The organism is Pseudoalteromonas sp. GABNS16E (genome assembly GCF_028598715.1).
GTDB classification, from domain to species: Bacteria; Pseudomonadota; Gammaproteobacteria; order Enterobacterales; family Alteromonadaceae; genus Pseudoalteromonas; species Pseudoalteromonas atlantica.
On sequence record NZ_JAQREZ010000069.1, the window covers coordinates 1 to 18,307 of the forward strand.

Here is an 18,307-nt window from a genome sequence, read left to right on the forward strand (position 1 = left end):
ATACAATGAAATGCGACCGCACTTAAGTTTGGATATGAAAACACCAAATCAAGTGCATAAAAAAGACCTGGCGCTTTCGCACCAAGTCTTTCATTAAAACCGTCAACCTATTTCAGGACGGGACATATGTATTTGTTTTATTGCTGTATAAAAGTTAAGCGCCTGGTCCGCATTCCATACAGCTGTTAATAATATCTGGGCCAAATTTAAGTCTGGCATTTAAATCGCGTAGGGCAGTGCGTAAACCTTCTTCAATTACTGGGTGGTAAAATGGCATATCCAGCATTTCTGGTACGGTCATTTTGTTTTGCACAGCCCATGCTAATAAATGAGCAAGGTGTTCGGCTTGTGGGCCAATAAATTCTGCACCTAAAAATAAGCCTGTGCCTTGCTCTGCGTAAACGCGCATGTGGCCTTTATTTTTAAGCATTACTCGGCTGCGGCCTTGGTTTTCAAAGCTCACTTCGCCTACTTCAAAGCAACCACATTCACCTAGGCGGTCTGTAATTTGCTTGTAGCTGTCGCCTACCATTGCTATTTGTGGGTCACTAAACACTGCGGCAATTTTAGCGCGGCGAAGGCCAATGCGTACATCGGGGAAGCGCCCAGCATTTTGTCCGGCAATGGTGCCTTGATCAGATGCTTCGTGTAGCAGAGGGATCATATTGCTGGCATCGCCCGCTATAAATATATTTGAGTTACCACATTGCATTGTGTGCGGGTCGGCGTGTGGCACACCGCGCTCATCAAGCTCTATGCCGGTATTTTCTAAACCTAGCTTGTCTACGTTGGGTACTCGGCCTGTGGCTGCAAGTACGTAGTCAAATTGCTCGGTGTGTTTAGCACCGTCTTTATCGGTGTAAGTAAGCTGGGCTTTATCTCCAACTTGCATCATGTCAGATACGTTTGAGTCGGTATCTACAAAAAATTCTTCAGCAAAAACAGTGTTTGCATAGTCTTTAATTACTGGGTCGGTAAGTGGGCCAATTGCGCCGCCAACACCAAATAATTTTACGTTTACGCCTAAGCGGCTAAGTGCTTGGCCAATTTCTAGGCCTATTACGCCTGGGCCAAATACAGCCACTGACTCTGGTAGGTCGTCCCAGTTAAATACATCATCGTTAATAATTAGCTTGTCGCCAAAGTTATTAAATACACCTGGGTATGAAGGGCGTGAACCCGTGGCAATAACAAAACGTTTAGCAGTAATAATGATGTCATCGTCAATTTGTACGCGGTTGGCGTCTAAAAACTTGGCGTAGCCACGAATTTTATCCTCATCAGGAATGCCGTCTACGGCTTCTACTACGAATCCTGCAAAGCGGTCTCGTTCGCTTTTAACCCGTGCCATAACTGCTTTGCCGTCTATTCGTGGCTTTGAGCTATGTACACCAAATGCAGGTGCCATTTCAATTGAATGCGCGGCTTCGGCTGCGGCAATAAGTAATTTACTTGGCATACAACCAACGCGTGCACAGGTAGTACCGTATGGGCCTGATTCAATCATTAAAACGTTAGGGGTGAATTGTTTTGCGTTACGGTATGCGCTTAAGCCTGCAGTACCTGCACCTATAACAACAACATCGGTTTGTAATTCTTTCATAGTGGTATCCTTTATTATTTTCAATCTGAGCGATGAGATTGATATAGAGGGGCGCGTACGCCCCTGCTATTTTTTTACTTAATTAAGCAAAGTATTTTTCTAAATCGTCTGAGCCGCCAATGTGTTGTCCACCAATAAATATTTGTGGAACAGTGTCACGGCCAGAAATTGCTTTAAGGCTTGTTAATGTAGCGCCTGCACCCATAACAACTTCTTCAAATGCGTAGCCTTTTTCTGTTAGTAGCTCTTTTGCTTTTTTACAGAAAGGGCAACCAGGCTTAGAAAATACGGTTACTGGCTCTGGCTTAGTTTGTTTAGGGTTGATGTAGTCAAGCATTGTGTCTGCATCAGAAACTTCAAACGGGTCGCCTGGTAAATCTGGTTCAATGAACATTTTGTCGATAACGCCATCTTTAACTAGCATAGAGTATCTCCAGCTGCGCTTACCAAAGCCTAAATCGTTTTTATCTACTAACATGCCCATGCCGTCAGTGAATTCGCCGTTGCCATCAGGTAATAATGTAATGTTTTGCGCTTCTTGATGCTCTGCCCATGCGTTCATTACAAATGTATCGTTTACTGATACACATACAATTTCATCAACGCCATTTTGCTTAAGTACACCGGCTAACTCGTTGTAGCGTGGTAAGTGAGTTGATGAACAGGTTGGTGTAAATGCGCCCGGTAGTGAAAACACAACAACGGTTCTGCCTGTAAAAATTTCGTCTGTGGTTACTGATTTCCATTCGTCGTTTTGACGTGTTGCAAATGTAACGCTTGGGATTGTTTGACCTTCAATATTCTTTAACATAGTTTGTTCCTCTTGATTTGTTGGAGCCATTATGGCGAGAATTTAAATATAGTTCCAATCGTTTGTTTGTATTAAACTAATAGGTATAGCCTATCAGGTGGAGATGAATTTGAACTTAAAAGATTTAGAGTATGTAAAAGCAATAGCGCACCACAAGCATTTTCGCAAAGCGGCCGATGCCTGTTTTGTTAGCCAGCCTACACTAAGTGGGCAAGTAAAAAAGCTTGAGCAAGAGCTTAATGTTGTTTTATTTGACCGCTCAACTAAGCAAGTTACATTAACAGCGCAAGGTGAACGTTTGTTGACACAGATAAACGTTATTTTAGAGCAAACAGAAATCTTAAAAGAGCTGGCGGCTACTTCAAACGGGCCGCTACAAGGTAAGCTAAGAATTGGTATTATTCCTACTATTGCGCCGTACTTACTCAGCGCTTTACTGACCTCTATGAAAGCGGCGTTTAGCGAGAGCCACTTTTCGTTTATAGAAATGCAAACAGCGACTATGCTAGAGGCGCTTGATAACGGCGAGCTCGACTTTGCAATTTTGGCCGATGTTCCCGAGCTTAAAAACTACCATACGGTTAACGTGTACAAAGAAGACTTTATGGTTGCTGTTTCAACCGATAACCCGTTATCTAAGCGTAAAAAAGTAGCGCTAAGCGATTTACAAAGTTGTAGCCTATTAATGTTAAGTGATGGCCATTGCTTTAAAGATCAAGCCCAAAAGTTTTGTTTTGCTGCAGGAGTGGATGTATCAAACCAATATCAGGGCAATAGTTTAGAAACTTTATTGGCGCTGGTGGCGATAGATGACGGGGTGACATTTGTGCCCAAGCTTGCGTGTACACAGCGTGTAGGGATTGATTATTTAGCTATTTTTCCTAATCAGCAACGTAATGTGGTATTTGCTTGCAGAAAACACTACCCGCGTTTGGCGGGCGTTGAGCAATTAGCCCAGTGGTTGGGAGAGCACCCAAATTTAAAGCGGGCGCTTATTTAGTGTTCTTGGCTTGCAACTTCTACCACATCGTTTATTTGTACCCCAGGCAAAGGCTTATCGTTAAGGCTTACAGCAATGGCGCTTTGTTTATAAAGTTGCTCAACCATGATGGTGTTAAGCGTGGTAATGGTATGCGGCATAGTATTGCCTTGTGCATCGGTTAAGTAGTTATGGTGCGCAATGCTTAATAGCTGGCCTTTTTTAAGGCCATGATCTTTGCCTAGGTTTATCACCAATTTGTTGTTTTCCATGTGCATTATTTTTCCTTTAGTAGGAAAACACGCCATAGCCGCTTGTATATCGTAACTGACCGTTTGATTTATATCGCTAATACTTTGCCCAAAAGGTGATTGCCAAAACCTATCACTATTTACATCAACTATAGCTGTTTTTTCAAATGGCCATACAGCTTGGGTATGATAGCTGTTTTGCCATAATTGTTCGTACGTGGTGCCATCAAACAACATAAACTCAATAGCGTAGCTGCGCTGGTAGGTTTCGTCTTGCCAAAAGGCGTAGTCGTTGTTGAGTTTATCGCTTGGCGCTAAATTGGTTATTTGGCTTAATAAAACATATTGCGCGTTGCTTCTGGCTGAAAGCTCTTCTAGCTGTGCATTTGAGTAGTCGTGCTGCTGATTAAAGTAATTGTCTACATTAATTGCTTTATTGTAGTAAGCAACGGGCAGGGCGCTCATTTTTGTGCTTTGCAAAGCGCTAAATAACTTTTTACTAATGGCTTTATTTACGTCAAATATTTGACCCATTAAGGCATGCTCACGATGAACAAGCTGGCTTTGGGTTACAGCAACAAATTTATTAAAGTTACTTTGTGGGCATTGCTCTGTTTGGGCAAATACATCAAGCCTAAGCGTAATGGCAAATTGTTGATTTTGGCGTTGCTCGCTCACCAGCTCTATTTTTTGTATTTCGCCGTGGCTACTAATTTTTAGCTGATCTTGCGTTAGCACGCCATCTACCAAGGTTTGTACCGAGCTAACCCGGGCGCCAGAAAACACTAATGCTTGTGTAATTGCATCTTTAATCGCGGCCGATTTAGCGCTGCTAATGTCGCCATTTTGTATTTGTGCATGGCCGGTAGATTCAAACCATTGTGCGTAAGTACTGGCAGAAAACGTTAATAATGCAGCGCTAGTAACACCTGCAAATAGTGATGATAAAAACGTGTTCATACTGGTACTCCACATAAAATTAGTTAATTACGCTTTAGCTAAGCAAGGACTGCACCAATATGAGGACTTTATAACAAATGGCATTAAACCTGCATTTATTTGCGCAATTACTTTAAAGGGTGCAAATAAATGCGTGCAATTATATTACTTACTTTAGCAGGCCTTGGCCTTGCCGGTTGCAGCAACGTGTTTGATAAACATGTTGAGTACAAATATGTAGAGCCAAATAATTATCCCATACTTAAAGCGGTTGGTTATGCACCTATTAGCTTGCAGCAAGGGGCTAATAAATCACAAAAGCAATTAATGGCAATTAAGGCCTCTAAGCTTGAGGCGTACCGTGAACTGACAGAGCAAGTTTATGGGCAAAAAATTACAGCAGGCACGTCTGTAGCAGGTGCTATTGCTCAAAACGATTACATGGAAAGTAAAGTGCAGGGCATAATTAAAGGTGCGCAAATTATTAAAACTTACTCAGTTGACGATGTATACGTTACCGAGCTTGAGCTAAACATGAAGCGCGTGCACGACTTATACATAGGTGAAATTAAGCCGCGTGAAGTTAAAAAAGTGACCTACTACTAAGTAACTGGCCAGTACTTTAAATAGTAAAGCTACATTAAGCTGCTATTTTAACGGCTGGTTTTAGCGTTAAGCGCGTGGAATATACTCGTACAGCAATACATAACTTTGCTATTTACGGGAGCGTTTTTCTGTAAATCTAGGGTTTGATAAATCAGCTTTAAATACAACGATGATTCAATATGTTAGTTAATGTATTAAGCAATGTTGAAATGGCCGAGTTAAAATTTAAATCTAGTAAAAAAACACATACAAAATATCTCATCCTTTTATATTGAGTGCTATGCTGTTGTTACGAATAATATTTGAACAAGTAGTGTAGCGTTTGGTATATGTTTTTAATTTTTCTTTTTTTGGGCTGTGAATGACACTTAGACCCACTCTTTCCTCAAATAAGCTATTTTTTTGGTGCAAAAGCAATTTGCGCTATTTACTGCTATTTTTTTTACTTTCAAGCGGCGTGTTGCGAGCCGTTTAACTATTCAATTTAATACCTTTATAGAATTAATGGGGCAAAAATATGGCCCTGCGCGAGTCACTGTGGCGCGTAATTGGCAAACTATGTTGGTGCGCACCCAAAATAAACCAGAACAACAACAAATTTTAATTGTTAACGACTTTTTTGCACGCAATCTTCGATACCAAACCGATATACAGCTTTGGAAGCAAAACGACTATTGGGCTACGCCATTAGAAACTCTTGGCCGTGGTTTAGGTGATTGTGAAGATTATGCCATTGCTAAATACATTAGTTTACGCGCCTTAGGCGTAAGCGACGACAAGCTTAGGCTTATATATGTAAAAGCTAAGCTTGCTGGTACAAACAAAACACAAGCACACATGGTATTAGGCTACTTTGCTACGCCTAATGCTCAGCCGCTTATTTTAGATAGTTTAATAACAAAAGTGTTACCTGCAGCAAAACGCGTTGATTTAAGCCCGGTATTTAGTTTTAACAGCCAAGGTTTATGGGCAAATAACTCGACTAAAAGTGTAGCCAGCCCGACAGCAAGGCTATCGCGTTGGCGTAAAATTTTGGAGCAGACATCACAAGAAGGGATTATGTGGTAATGGCGTCATTTTCCTTATTTAAGTTTTTCAAAAAAAGAAAAATCACTCTTAGGCAAGAGGTGTGGATCACCTTGCTGGTGGTGATTTTTGTTGGCTTTATAAGTAGCGTGTTAATAAGTACTAACTCTGCTAGAAACTATTTTTCTACGCAGCTGTATTTAAAAAATGTTGATAATGCCAGCTCTTTAGCGCTGATGATTAGTCAGCTTGAAAAAGACCCTGTAGAGCTTGAGCTGTTAGTGTCGGCCACTTTTGATACCGGTCACTACAAACGCATAGAACTGCAAGACCCAAATGGTGAGGTTATTGTAAAGCGCGTATTTACCGACACGTTAGAAAATACCGCACCAGCTTGGTTTAGAGCGGTATATGGGCTTAATGTACAGCCAGGTGTAGGGCAGGTTAACAACGGTTGGCAGCAATTTGGCACTTTATTTGTTGAAAGCCACAGCCAATATGCTGAGCAAGCATTGTGGGAAAGCGCCCTTAAACTGTTTTTTAGCTTTTTAGTGGTGGCCTTTTTTGCCTGTGCCATAAGTGCGTATTTATTACGTAGAATTTTAACGCCACTTGATGATGTGGTGTACCAAGCAAACGCCTTTGGCGATAAGCGTTTTATTAAATCAAAAGTGCCAAAAACCTTTGAGTTTGCTCGCCTTGTGCAGTCGATGAATTTATTATCGACACGGTTTAGTCGCATTATAAAAGAAGATAATAAACGCTTAGAGGAGTTGCGTTTTAAAGCCCAGCACGATGAGCTAACAGGGCTTGCCAATCGAGAGTATTTTAGTGCCACATTAGAGGCTCATTTACAAAAAGTGAAAGATCATGCCCATGGTGTTTTGTTTTTATTTAGGGTGGTTAATTTAGATAAAATAAGTGAATCGATTAGCCGTGTAGAAATGGTTAACTTTTTACGCCGTTTTTCTCAGGTGTTAACACAGTTTTTAGAGTCGAATCAGGCGCACTTTTCAGAAAACTATATTGCGCGTATATCACATACCGACTTTACTGTGTTGTTTAGCGATACTGATGATACTCAAGCGCTTAGCGAGCAAATAACCGCATTGCATAAATCGATTGTTGATGAATACAAAAATATTGATTTGGCCATTGTACACAGTTGTACCTACATAGAGAAAAACGACACCCGCTTTGATTTATTACGCCGTGTAGATGGTTTATTAAAAACAGCAGGTAACAAACCTGGGGTGCAAGCAAAAGTCATTGATAATAAACAAAAGAGTGAAATTTTTGATGACTCTACTGGCTGGCAAAAGGCTATTGAGGATGCACTTGAGCAAAAAACTATACAGTTAAATTGTTTAGAGGTTATGGGTTTTAACGACACCTTGTTGCAGCATCAGCTTAGTTTAAGTTTAGAATTTGGCGGCCAACATTATAAATCAAGCTGCTACTATCAATGGGCTAATCGCTTAAACCTATTAGCACGTTTGGATTGGAGTTTAATCAAGCAAATTGTTAAACAGTACGGTGAAGCGCCGCCAAATGAATTGATTGCTGTAGAGCTTTCGGCGCAAACATTAATGGATGATACCGCGCTTGCCTCGGTATTAACCTATGTATCTGCCTTTCCTGATTTGGCAAAAAATATCTGTTTTGATATACGCGAAAACATTGTCGTAAACGAAAAGGATATATTTAAGGAATTTTGTGAGCAGGTGCGTTGTATGGGCGCTAAAGTGGCACTTAAACGTGTGGGGCCTGAATTTACTAAGATTAAGAACATTCAAGAATTTGGCTTAGAAATGCTTAAAATAGACAGCATTTACGGGCATAACATTAGTTACAGCCAAGACAATCAAACCTTCTTACGCGGTGTTTGCACATTAGCGCACTCTATTGGTATTAAAGTGGTCGCGCAGGGCGTAACAAGCCAAGACGATATAGATACACTGGTTAATCTTGGCTTTGATGGAGTTATTAAAGAGTCGTAAAGCGACTATTTAATTAAAGGGGAGTGGTTTAATAATGGCGGCGAATAGGTAAATGCAATTCAGTATTTAACCTATAAGCCGTTGTTTATTAAGTTTAACTATAACTGGCGAAGGTTTTGTTATTCTAGCCTAGGTTAGTTACCTTTAACTGCTAACATAAGCTGTATACGATCGCGCACTTTTAACTTAGTGAAAATTGAGCTCATGTGCTCTTTAATTGTCCGCTCTGTAATATTAAGTGACCCAGCGGCTTGTTTATTGGTTGCCCCTGTTATAACTATATCAACAACTTGGCGTTCGCGTTTAGTTAAGCTTTGAATGTCGCAGGCTTGGGTGTAATTTATTTGCTGCTGACTTAGTGCCCCAACAATATTAGATAGCAGTTGCCCAGGTAACCACAGGCCGCCTGAGCAAATAGTCTCAAGTACTTGTTGTAATATTACTTTAGATGCAAGTGCTTCTACATAGCCTCTTGCGCCCGCTTGCAGGGCTGCTCTAAGTTCCTCTATTTCTAGATTTGTGGTCATTACGATAACCGGTAAGCGTTTTTGGGCATATTTTTTTACCAGTTCAAGCCATCCCGAAGTGCCCGCCAGAACCCATATAATACTTGATGCATTAATTTGTTTTGGTTCTTTGGTGCATATTACACAACCTGCAAACGCACTTCGCCAGTGGCTCGATTCAAGTTCGGGTTGTGTAATAAATATACTTTGACGCATTAATTTACTCCAATAAATTCAGTTTAGCGTTCTGTCATTGCTTGCGATGTAGCTCTGAGTACGGGTTTAAGTAAATATTCCAAGACGGTTTTTTTACCAGTAATAATATCCACTTGTGTGGTCATTCCTGGAATTATAGTCAACTCTTCTGAAAAGTTATTTTTAGTGGTTTTTAATTGCACTAAATAAAAAGTATTTTCTCTGTCGTCGGTAATTGTATCTGCACTTATATGCAGTACCTCGGCTTCTAGTCCGCCGTATACCGCAAAATCATAGGCGCTAAATTTAATCATGGCGGGCTGCCCTGGGCGTAAAAAGGCAATATCTTTCGGCGGTATTTTTGCCTCAACAATAAGTTGATCGTCTAAAGGGACTATTTCTAAAACGTCACTGCCGGGTTGTAAAATGCCGCCTACGGTATTAACCAATAAACGTTGTACCGTGCCTTTAACCGGTGATTTGATCTCAGTTTGGGCCACTTTGTCGGCAAGCCCTGATTCGGTTTCTTTTATCGACTCTAAACGCAGCAATGCCTCCGAAAGTTCGTTGTTCCAGCGGTTGATCATCGCAAGTTCGACTTCTGTTACTTTGTTTTTAGCTTCGTTGATAGCCGATAAGCTCCGGTTAATCACTGCTTTAGTGCGGTTTATTTCGCCGTTTAAATCAACTATTTCACGTTCTAACCTGATGATGTCTATATCAGATACAGCACCGGTTCTTAACAGTGGGCGTGTTACTGGCAGCTCACGATTACTTAGCCTTAGAGCGCTAGTGTGTTCTTGCAAAGCGGCTTTTGCTTCAATGTGATCTTGTCTGCGTTGTTCTAGCTGGCGTTTATGAATTGCCACTTGCTGCTCTAATTCTTGGCGATTACTTAAATATATTGAGCGCTCGTGGGCGACCGCCTCGGGTACTTGCTTAACAAGCTCATCAGGAAAAACGAGATCTTCTTTTCTGGTAAGGGCTTGTAACCTGGCTACTTTTGCAGTGAGTGATTGCACTTTAGATTGGTTTTCTCTAAAGCTTGAAATAAACCGAGTAGGGTCGATTTTTATTAATACGTCACCTTCTTCAACAATTTGCCCTTCTCGAATGTTTATTTTTTCTACCATACCGCCATCGTAAGATTGCACTAACTGTAACTTATTTGATGGGATAACGCGTCCTTCACCACGGGCTACCTCATCCAGTGGCGCAAAGCCTGCCCAAATTATAAGCAAAATAAATGCAATACAAATGAGGTATAACAAAAAACGTGCGCTGGCAGGCTCTTGCTGCATTTTTTCCCACTGCGCATCGACTACCCAATCTTGTGATTCAGAAGGCGAAAGCCAGCCTTTAAATAAGCGATTAAAGATTGAAGGCTTACCTTTTTTACGTGCTTCTATCGCTTTACTTACCGATTCAAAAGAGCGCTGCTCTAGTGGCTTTTTATTGTCACTCATGATGCTTGCTCCACTGTTTGGTTATTCAGTGCGGCAATTACTTTTTGTTTAGGCCCATCGGCAACTATTTTTCCGTTATCGATCACGATGATGCGATCAACCAACGAAAGTAAAGACGAGCGGTGAGTAACTACAATTAGGGTTTTGTCTTGGGTGGCGGCTTTTAAATTTTGAATAATTTTATTTTCACTATTGTGATCAAGCGATGAGGTAGGCTCATCTAACAGCATAATAGGGGGGTCGTTTATAAGTGCACGCGCTATACCAATTGCTTGTTTTTGGCCGCCAGATAGCAAGCGACCTTGCTCACCAACTTGTAGATCAAACCCATCGGGGTGAGAGTTGATTAACTCGAATAACTGGCTTTTTTCGCATGCGCTAATTATTTGCTCATCTTTAGCATGCCATGCGCTAATAGTGAGATTGTCTTTTAAGCTACCAAAAAACAACGCTATATTTTGTGGTACGTACCCTATGTTATGACGAAGTTCTGCGGGGTCTATTTGTTGTATATTGTTGTTATCGACCATTACGGAGCCTGCGGTTGGGTCGTAAAGGCCTAAAATAAGTTTTTCGAGGGTGCTTTTACCCGAACCATTGCGCCCCAAAATAGCCACTTTTTCGCCCGCTTTTATTTTAAAGCTAATATTACTAAGCGCATCGGCCGCGTCGTCTTCATACTTAAAGCATACGTCTTTAAATTCTATTTCGCCGTTTAATACGGGGTGGCTTAACCAATGTTTATTTGGCGGGCGCTCAACGTCTTTTTCCATTATTTCGTTAAGCGATTGCATAGCAATGGCAGCATGATGATATTGCGCAAGTACGGCGGCGCATTGCCCAAGCGGCCCCATTGCCCGCGATGAAAGTAAGTAAGCGGCTATTAATCCCCCTTGCGTTAGCTCGCCTTCAATAACTAAATGAACACCGATGATCATAATGATCACGCCAACACATTGTTGTATCCACGCTGCGCTATTAGAGATTGAGCTTGAGATTAAGCGACTTTGCGCATTAACCTGAGCAATATAAATAGTTGATTTTTCCCATGTTGATTGGGTTTTGCATTCGCTGTGAAAACTTTTTACATCTTCAATATTGGTTAATATTTCTACAAGTATGGAGTTGCGCATTGAGCTTGCTTTCATGGTTTGCTCTGACAGCGCTTCAAGTTTTCTGTGGGCTGCTATGCCATAACTTAAAAGTATTAGGGCACCTGCGATAATGGGTAGGCTTAGCGGTACACCTATTATTGCAATAACAATTAGGTATATAGCAACAAAGGGTAAATCAACCAGCGCGACCAAGGTTATTGAGCTAAAAAAGTTACGTACGGCTTCAAACGATTGTATGTTACTCGCAAATGACCCCGCTGATGAGGGCCTATTTTTAAGCTTCATACCAAGTACGCGCTCCATAATAACCGCAGACACTTTTACATCTATACGACTTGCCGCAAGCTCTACAAAGTAGCTGCGTACTAAGCGCAGTACTAAGCGCAGTACAAAGTCGGCGGTCAGGGCTATTAAAATACCGATGGCTAAAACCCAGAGGGTTTCTGTTGCATGATTTGGAACTACTCGGTCATATACATTCATTACAAATAAAGGCATGGCAACAGACAAAACGCCTAATGCAATGGCGGAGATTATGACGTCTTTGTACAGTGCGCGGCATTCTTTTATTACGCCCCAAAACCAGCCGTCTTTAGAGAGCTTTTCTAGCACCGGGGAGCGCTCATCAAACATAAACTCTGGATGAGCATAAATAATTAAACCTGTTGATTTTTCAATTAACTGTTCTAGGTCTTCTTCTACAACAGACTCGGTTAGCTCGGGGTAAGTAACTTGCGCTGTTTGTTTTTGGTTATCAATAGCGGTTACCACGCACGCTTGGTTATTATTTAAAATAATAATGGCCGGTAATAAAGCAGTATTAATTTGATTAAGAGGCTTATTTACAACTTTTGATTTAAAGCCCACACGTTTTGCAGCACGTGCAAAACCTGAAGGCGTTAAGTTTCCATCTGTTAGTGGGAGGCCATTTAATAAGGCCTCCCTTGAAAAATCTTTATCATGAAAACGGCACAATACTGCAAGGCAATCTACCAGTGCGCCGCCATGATCAAGTACATCATTTAATTCCATATATCATCCAATGTTATGTAAAACATTTTAAATTTATTTGTTTTAAGCACCTCTTAACTATCGGTAATAACCGCCTCAATACGGCGGTTTGCCGCATTAGCACGTACCGAAATTTCATTAACGCGTGGCTGATCAATACCATAACCAAATGATTGAACACGATTAGGCGCTATACCAAATTGCTCAATAAGTAATTGTGCTACGGCAAAGGCGCGTTGCTCTGAAAGTTTACGGTTGTATTTTCTATCGCCATCTAATGAGGCGTGACCTTGGATCTCTACCTTTTTGTCAGGGTTATTTTTTAAAAACTCCGCGAGCTTTTTTACCTCTTGCAAGTACTCTGGGCGCACTTGGCTTGAGTCGGCTGAAAAGGGAATGCCTATTTCAACTGAGTCGGTCGCTTGGTCATACAAAGTACACCCAGATAGGTCTACATTTGTTCCCGCTGGCGTGCTTGGGCAGGTGTCTTGCTCGTTAGGTACGCCGTCGTTATCGTCATCTGCAAAACTCGATGCGTTAGGGGTCTCTGGTGGCATTTCTAAATACCTAGGCATTGCTGTAACGCTCATGTAGGCGTTATCTTGCTTGGCTTTTTTTTGTAAAAAAGCTTTGCGCTTAAAGGTGGCAGCTACATCGTAACTTGGGCATATATTTTGTGCGTTATGCACGATTGGGTCATCTGTTAACTCTGTTAATGTTGGGTACTTGTCAGACATAACATTTAGAGCTGGCAATAGTTTACCCATTTCGTTAAGCATAGTTAAAATGGCTGTTTGTCTATCGTATTGAGCAACAATGTACGAGCGGTTAGATTGAAACGCTTCGTTTTCAGCGTCAAGTACATCAAGCAAGGTGCGTTGGCCAATATCAAATTGGTCTCGGTAGGCTATTTTTACTCTGTTTGACGAGTTTTTATAGCTTTCAAGCGTGGGTAGCTTTTGCTCTATATTGTTCACATTATGATAGGCAATTTGTAGGCTTTGACGAATATCGACACAAGCTTGATCGCGTTGATACTTGGCAATATTTACATCTTGGTATGCTTGTTCAAGGTTGGCGCTATCTAGGCCCCCGTTGTACAGGTTATAGGTTATGTCTATACCTACCCGTGCTTCGGTTCTTGTTTCGTTTAAACCTAGCTCGTCTCTGTCTTGTGTGCCGTAACGGGCAGATAAGTCTACGTTTGGATGAAACGCTGCCTTTTGTGCCTGAGCATTGGCTTCTTGCGCCTCTATATTATAAAGCGATGCGTAAAAAGCAGGGCTGTTTTTATAGGCTATATCAAGCGCTTGGTTAATAGAAATGGGCACGTTTTGCTCATCTAATTTGGCTTGTTTTATATCATTAACGGGTAGCTCGCCAACAACTCTTAAATAACGCGCGGTTACATCGTGCAGGTTAGCGTACTCGGTTAGCACATTAGATTGCGCTAGCGATAAGCGCCCGCTAATTTGCTCTAGATCTGCTGCTCGGGCAACACCGGCTCCTACACTTTGTTCAATTTGTTGGTATACAGACTCGTGTTCTTGCAGGTTTTCTTCAGCGAGTGTCACAAGTTCTTTAAATTTTTGCACATCTAAAAATGCAATAGATGCATCTAATGCAGTTTGCTCTGTTTGTGAGAGTAATTCAAAATACCGAATGAGCTGAATACGCTCAAACCTTTCAACGGTGTTAGATGTTCTAAACCCGTCGTAAAGCATTTGAGTAACACTAAGCTCTGCAGTGTTGCGGTTGTATTCGTCTTCTATACCGTAGTTTCGGCGCTCATAACCTGCGCTGGCAGATACATCAACGCTAGGTAAGTAGCCTGAGCGGGCTGCATCTACGCCATAAATTGAGGATTTAAATGTATGTCATGCTTGTTGTACCTCTGGATTATTTTCAATTGCTTTACTGGTGACGTATGTAAGCGGCGCCACAGAGCTGTCATTGGCTTTTACCACGTTAGTTGCGCCAAGCGCACTTAGCGTTAAACCTATAAGCAGCTTTCCTTTTTGCTTTAGTAAAGTATTTTTTGTAATCATTTCTTCCTCTTAGGGTTACTTGGGCTATCAATACCTACCATATGGTTTAGTCAATAAATGCATATTTCGCAAATAATCGTTTTGGCTAGCATAAAATTTATTATCTACCACTTTTTTATTTTTAATGTTTTTTTAAAAACTGTACTTGAGTACAGTATCTAATGCGTTTTGCTGTTCTACATTTTAATTAATATTTTTTAATTCTTATGTTTGAGGTAAGTAAAATGGAATCTAATCAATTATTAGTAATAGACTTAAAAGGGTCTGCTGGTGTTGTTTTAGAAGATGGCACAATTAAGCCACTTGAAGTGGGCGATACTATTACTGTGGGCGATTCAGTGGTTACCGCCGATAATTCATCGCTAACAATTGATGTGCAAGGAGAAACACTGTCGATTCCTGCTAATCAAAACGTAAAGATCACCCCTGATTTATTAGCACAAGAAACCCGCGATAGCAGCGAAACCACCGTGTTTGACGAAAGCCTAGATGCGGCCATTGCAAGCTTAGAACAAACTGATAATAACGATGGCCAAACGGCGGCTAATTCTGATGTTACTGACTTTTTAGATGCCTTAGAGGGCGATGGTGATATTTTAGATAATTTAGAAGCAACGGCCGCAGGTGGTGCTGGTGGTGCGGGCTCTGGTGGAGGAAGCTCATTTGTTCAGCTTACACGTATTGCGGAGGGAGCTAACCCTAATAGCGTTGCATTTGATTCAAGCTTTGATCCTGATTCTACAGAGGCGCTAAATATTCGCGACACCTCTGATGGGGTAGTTCCTGATGATGGCACTGCGTCTATATCATTAAATGAAGTAGGTTTAACTAATTCATCTCAGCCAACAATTAGTGGTACAAGTGAAAACTTAGTGGGTGAAACAGTAAATATTACTGTGACAGATGAAAATGGTAACTCTCAAGTAGTAAGCGCGGTTATTGGCCCAGATGGCACGTTTGAAATTACACTACCTAACCCGATAGCCGATGGACCCGTGAGCGTAGTTGTATAAGCCACCGACCCAGATGGTAATGCGTTTAACGATGCTATTTCTATTGAAATAGACACCACAGCGCCAGTAATTAATATTGACCCTGTTGCAGACTCTGCATCTCAAACAGTAACGGTTACGGGGTCGGTAGCGGGTTTGAATACTGGCGACAACGTCTCTGTAACTCTTACCGATAGCACAGGCACACAACAAACAATTGTTACACAAGTTGATGCACAAGGTAATTGGAGTATTACCACTACATCGCCTTTAGCAGAAGGGGAGTTTAATGTTAACGCAGTAGCAGTTGATGCCGCTGGTAACCAAGCAATTGACCAAGCAGTTGCGAGTATTGATTTAACCGCTCCAGAAATTACAGTTACAGTAGCGGGTGAAACTAATAATGCTACGCCGCCATTAAGTGGTACTACAACCGGTGTGCCACAAGGTACTGAAGTAACAATCACAGTAACCGACAGTGCAGGCGAAGTGCAGCTTTTTACAGCCATTACCGGTGAAGATGGTAGTTGGGCTGTTGATGTGGGTGTGGCACTACCAGAAGGTGATTTTACTGTTGATGCGCAGGTGAGTGATAGCGTAGGCAACCAAGCACTTGCAAGTGATGCTGGAGTTATTGACTTAACGGCGCCAATTGTAGAAATTAATGCGATTGCCGATACGCAAGATACAACCCCAATTATTACTGGCTCTGCGCAAGATACAACCCCAATTATTACTGGCTCTGCGCAAGATGTGCCAGCAGGCTCGGTAATTACCGTGGTTATTACCGATATTAATGGGCAAGTTCAAACGCTGTTAACGCAAACAAATGATGATGGCAGCTGGTCTGTAAGTGTTTCTACACCTTTAGCACAAGGTGAGTTTGAAGTTAATGCAACTGTGACCGACACTGCAGGTAATGAAGCACAAGCTGTAGAGCAAGGGTTAGTTGATTTAACTAGCCCTGAGATAACGGTTACGGCCATTGCAGATACTAATGACACAACGCCTACTTTTGTTGGCCGTGTTGAAGGGGCACCAGAGGGCTCTGTAATTACTGTTTTAGTAACCGATAGCGACGGTAATATACAAACCTTAACAACGACACTTGAGGCTGATGGCACGTGGAGTGTTGAATCACCCAACGCTATTCCTGGCGGAGAGTTTAGTGTTACCGCGACAGTGAGTGACCCTGCGGGTAACGAAGCATCCGCGCAAACAAGTGGTGAAGTTACATTTGCCCCTATTTCCATTCAAATTGACTCTATTGCAGATACAAACGATACCACGCCATTTTTAAGCGGTAATACCGGTAACGTGCCTGCTGGTACCACTATAACCCTAACGATTACCTCAAGTGATGGCAGTACTTTTAATCTTTTAGCGGTCACTCAAGAAGATGGTTCTTGGAGCGCTCAAGTTACAGAGCCTCTGCCTGAAGGGGATTTTACCGTAGTTGCAGCCGTTATAGACGATGCGGGTAATGAGGCACAAGCAAGTACGGTCGGTAATGTAGATTTAACCGTAAGTATTAATTTTATTATTGATACTAATGATACCACTCCAACAATTAGTGGTACTACGCAAGATGTTGACGCAGGTGCGGTTGTTACTGTTACCTTTACAGGCAGCGATGGCGCAACAGAAACTGTGCAAGTAACCACAAATGCTGATGGGTCGTGGTCAATCGAAGCAACCGATGAGTTGGTAGAGGGTCAATTTACGGTGGTTGCAACAGTAACCGATGCTGCTGGCAATACAGCCTCTGCTACTGAAGTAGGGGAAATAGATTTAACTGATCCTGCGATTACTATTAACCCAATTACAGATACAAACGATACAACACCGAGTGTGACAGGTAGCGTAGTAGATGTACCCCAAGGTACTGAGGTTACCTTATTAATAACCGATAGTGACGGTAATCAACAAACTATTACAGCGGTTACTAATGCTGATGGAAGCTATAGCGCCGATATACTTAATGAGCTTAGCGAAGGTGACTTTACAGTTACTGCAAGTGTAAGTGACGAAGCAGGTAATAGCAGTACTGCAACGGTTACTGGCACCATAGATTTAACCGCACCTAGCGTAACTATAGATAATATTGGTGATACAAACGATACAAACGATACAACGCCTACTATAAGCGGCTCTACTCAAGGTTTAGCAGCGGGTAGTGTGGTTACAGTGATTGTGACTGATGATGCTGGCGCTGAGCAGCAATTTGTCACTGCTATAAATGGTGATGGCACATGGAGTATAGATGTCCCACAAGCATTAGCTGAGGGTGAGTTTAGTGTGGTGGCAAATGTAAGTGATAGTGCTGGTAATAGCGCGCAAGACGCACAAACTGGCACTATAGATTTAACCGCTCCAACTATTAGTGTAAATGACTTTACTGACTCTAACGATTCAACACCTGTATTTAGTGGTACCACAACTGATGTAGAGCCAGGTAGCTTGATCACTGTATCAGTAACAGACTCTAATGGTGACTCGCAAACTTTAACGGCAGTTGTTGCAGAAGATGGTTCTTGGCAAGTAGGTGCAACGACTGCAATTGCTGAGGGGGAGTTTACAATAACGGCCACAGCCACTGACGCAGCTGGAAATGAAGCCTCAGCCACAACTACAGGCGTTGGTATGACTCCCACTGTCAAGTTAAACGCACTGATCCCTGCCTAACTTTTTAAGCCATAATTACTTTAGCTCGAATTAGAGCGAGTTAATACATAGGATGAAGCAAGTAATGTCGTCGG

The 18,307-nt window shown here is 41.8% G+C and carries 14 protein-coding genes; 6 read left to right on the forward strand and 8 right to left on the reverse strand.

The features are described from left to right. Window positions 1-154: 154 nt before the first annotated feature. A complete protein-coding gene (locus PSI06_RS18855) occupies window positions 155-1,603 on the reverse strand; it encodes a dihydrolipoyl dehydrogenase (RefSeq protein WP_273604611.1) in 1,449 nt (482 codons plus the stop codon). 82 nt (window positions 1,604-1,685) lie between these two features. Next, window positions 1,686-2,414, reverse strand: a complete 729-nt coding sequence (locus tag PSI06_RS18860; RefSeq protein ID WP_004589654.1) for a glutathione peroxidase — start codon at window positions 2,412-2,414, stop codon at window positions 1,686-1,688. A gap of 109 nt (window positions 2,415-2,523) precedes the next feature. Here PSI06_RS18860 and PSI06_RS18865 point away from each other — a divergent pair, with 109 nt between their 5' ends. Next, window positions 2,524-3,414 (forward strand): LysR substrate-binding domain-containing protein, encoded by an 891-nt coding sequence (locus PSI06_RS18865; protein ID WP_273604612.1) that lies wholly within the window; start codon window positions 2,524-2,526, stop codon window positions 3,412-3,414. Here PSI06_RS18865 and PSI06_RS18870 read toward each other — a convergent pair. Beyond that, window positions 3,411-4,604 (reverse strand): flagellar assembly protein FlgT, encoded by a 1,194-nt coding sequence (locus PSI06_RS18870; RefSeq protein ID WP_273604613.1) that lies wholly within the window; start codon window positions 4,602-4,604, stop codon window positions 3,411-3,413. The genes PSI06_RS18865 and PSI06_RS18870 overlap by 4 nt on opposite strands. A gap of 129 nt (window positions 4,605-4,733) precedes the next feature. Here PSI06_RS18870 and PSI06_RS18875 point away from each other — a divergent pair, with 129 nt between their 5' ends. From PSI06_RS18875 to PSI06_RS18885, 3 genes are all read left to right on the forward strand, one after another. Continuing rightward, window positions 4,734-5,189 carry an LPP20 family lipoprotein gene (locus PSI06_RS18875; RefSeq protein ID WP_004589651.1) on the forward strand — a complete coding sequence of 152 codons (456 nt, stop codon included), beginning with the start codon at window positions 4,734-4,736 and terminating at the stop codon, window positions 5,187-5,189. A 405-nt stretch (window positions 5,190-5,594) separates the two neighbouring features. After that, entirely contained in the window at window positions 5,595-6,257 is a 663-nt protein-coding gene (locus PSI06_RS18880; RefSeq protein ID WP_273604614.1) for a transglutaminase-like cysteine peptidase, read from the forward strand. Then, window positions 6,257-8,215, forward strand: a complete 1,959-nt coding sequence (locus tag PSI06_RS18885; protein WP_273604615.1) for a bifunctional diguanylate cyclase/phosphodiesterase — start codon at window positions 6,257-6,259, stop codon at window positions 8,213-8,215. The genes PSI06_RS18880 and PSI06_RS18885 overlap by 1 nt, the downstream gene beginning before the upstream one ends. Window positions 8,216-8,349: 134 nt before the next feature. Here PSI06_RS18885 and PSI06_RS18890 read toward each other — a convergent pair whose 3' ends face one another. From PSI06_RS18890 to PSI06_RS18910, 5 genes are read right to left on the reverse strand one after another with little or no spacing between them, the layout of a single operon-like run. Beyond that, complete coding sequence (locus PSI06_RS18890) at window positions 8,350-8,937, reverse strand: LuxR C-terminal-related transcriptional regulator (protein ID WP_273604616.1); 588 nt, start codon at window positions 8,935-8,937, stop codon at window positions 8,350-8,352. 23 nt (window positions 8,938-8,960) lie between these two features. After that, window positions 8,961-10,382 (reverse strand): HlyD family type I secretion periplasmic adaptor subunit, encoded by a 1,422-nt coding sequence (locus tag PSI06_RS18895; protein ID WP_273604617.1) that lies wholly within the window; start codon window positions 10,380-10,382, stop codon window positions 8,961-8,963. Beyond that, window positions 10,379-12,529, reverse strand: coding sequence for a type I secretion system permease/ATPase (locus PSI06_RS18900; protein WP_273604618.1), 2,151 nt, complete (start codon window positions 12,527-12,529; stop codon window positions 10,379-10,381). The genes PSI06_RS18895 and PSI06_RS18900 overlap by 4 nt, the downstream gene beginning before the upstream one ends. 53 nt (window positions 12,530-12,582) lie before the next feature. Continuing rightward, the gene (locus PSI06_RS18905; protein WP_273604621.1) at window positions 12,583-14,367 is read right to left on the reverse strand and encodes a TolC family outer membrane protein; all 1,785 of its coding nucleotides are present in this window, start codon (window positions 14,365-14,367) and stop codon (window positions 12,583-12,585) included. A gap of 18 nt (window positions 14,368-14,385) precedes the next feature. Beyond that, window positions 14,386-14,556 carry a hypothetical protein gene (locus tag PSI06_RS18910; RefSeq protein WP_273604619.1) on the reverse strand — a complete coding sequence of 57 codons (171 nt, stop codon included), beginning with the start codon at window positions 14,554-14,556 and terminating at the stop codon, window positions 14,386-14,388. Window positions 14,557-14,780: 224 nt separating this feature from the next. Here PSI06_RS18910 and PSI06_RS18915 point away from each other — a divergent pair, with 224 nt between their 5' ends. Together PSI06_RS18915 and PSI06_RS18920 are read left to right on the forward strand one after the other, a co-directional pair. Continuing rightward, window positions 14,781-15,569 (forward strand): retention module-containing protein, encoded by a 789-nt coding sequence (locus PSI06_RS18915; protein ID WP_273604620.1) that lies wholly within the window; start codon window positions 14,781-14,783, stop codon window positions 15,567-15,569. Between the two features lie 48 nt (window positions 15,570-15,617). Beyond that, a complete protein-coding gene (locus PSI06_RS18920; protein ID WP_273604622.1) occupies window positions 15,618-18,233 on the forward strand; it encodes a beta strand repeat-containing protein in 2,616 nt (871 codons plus the stop codon). Window positions 18,234-18,307 lie beyond the last annotated feature (74 nt).

Bases quoted from the DNA above. Each gene is read 5' to 3' on its own strand.
- PSI06_RS18855 (WP_273604611.1), bottom strand. From the start codon at position 1,603: ATGAAAGAATTACAAACCGATGTTGTTGTTATAGGTGCAGGTACTGCA.
- PSI06_RS18860 (WP_004589654.1), bottom strand. From the start codon at position 2,414: ATGTTAAAGAATATTGAAGGTCAAACAATCCCAAGCGTTACATTTGCA.
- PSI06_RS18870 (WP_273604613.1), bottom strand. From the start codon at position 4,604: ATGAACACGTTTTTATCATCACTATTTGCAGGTGTTACTAGCGCTGCA.
- PSI06_RS18875 (WP_004589651.1), top strand. From the start codon at position 4,734: ATGCGTGCAATTATATTACTTACTTTAGCAGGCCTTGGCCTTGCCGGT.
- PSI06_RS18885 (WP_273604615.1), top strand. From the start codon at position 6,257: ATGGCGTCATTTTCCTTATTTAAGTTTTTCAAAAAAAGAAAAATCACT.
- PSI06_RS18890 (WP_273604616.1), bottom strand. From the start codon at position 8,937: ATGCGTCAAAGTATATTTATTACACAACCCGAACTTGAATCGAGCCAC.
- PSI06_RS18895 (WP_273604617.1), bottom strand. From the start codon at position 10,382: ATGAGTGACAATAAAAAGCCACTAGAGCAGCGCTCTTTTGAATCGGTA.
- PSI06_RS18900 (WP_273604618.1), bottom strand. From the start codon at position 12,529: ATGGAATTAAATGATGTACTTGATCATGGCGGCGCACTGGTAGATTGC.
- PSI06_RS18910 (WP_273604619.1), bottom strand. From the start codon at position 14,556: ATGATTACAAAAAATACTTTACTAAAGCAAAAAGGAAAGCTGCTTATA.
- PSI06_RS18915 (WP_273604620.1), top strand. From the start codon at position 14,781: ATGGAATCTAATCAATTATTAGTAATAGACTTAAAAGGGTCTGCTGGT.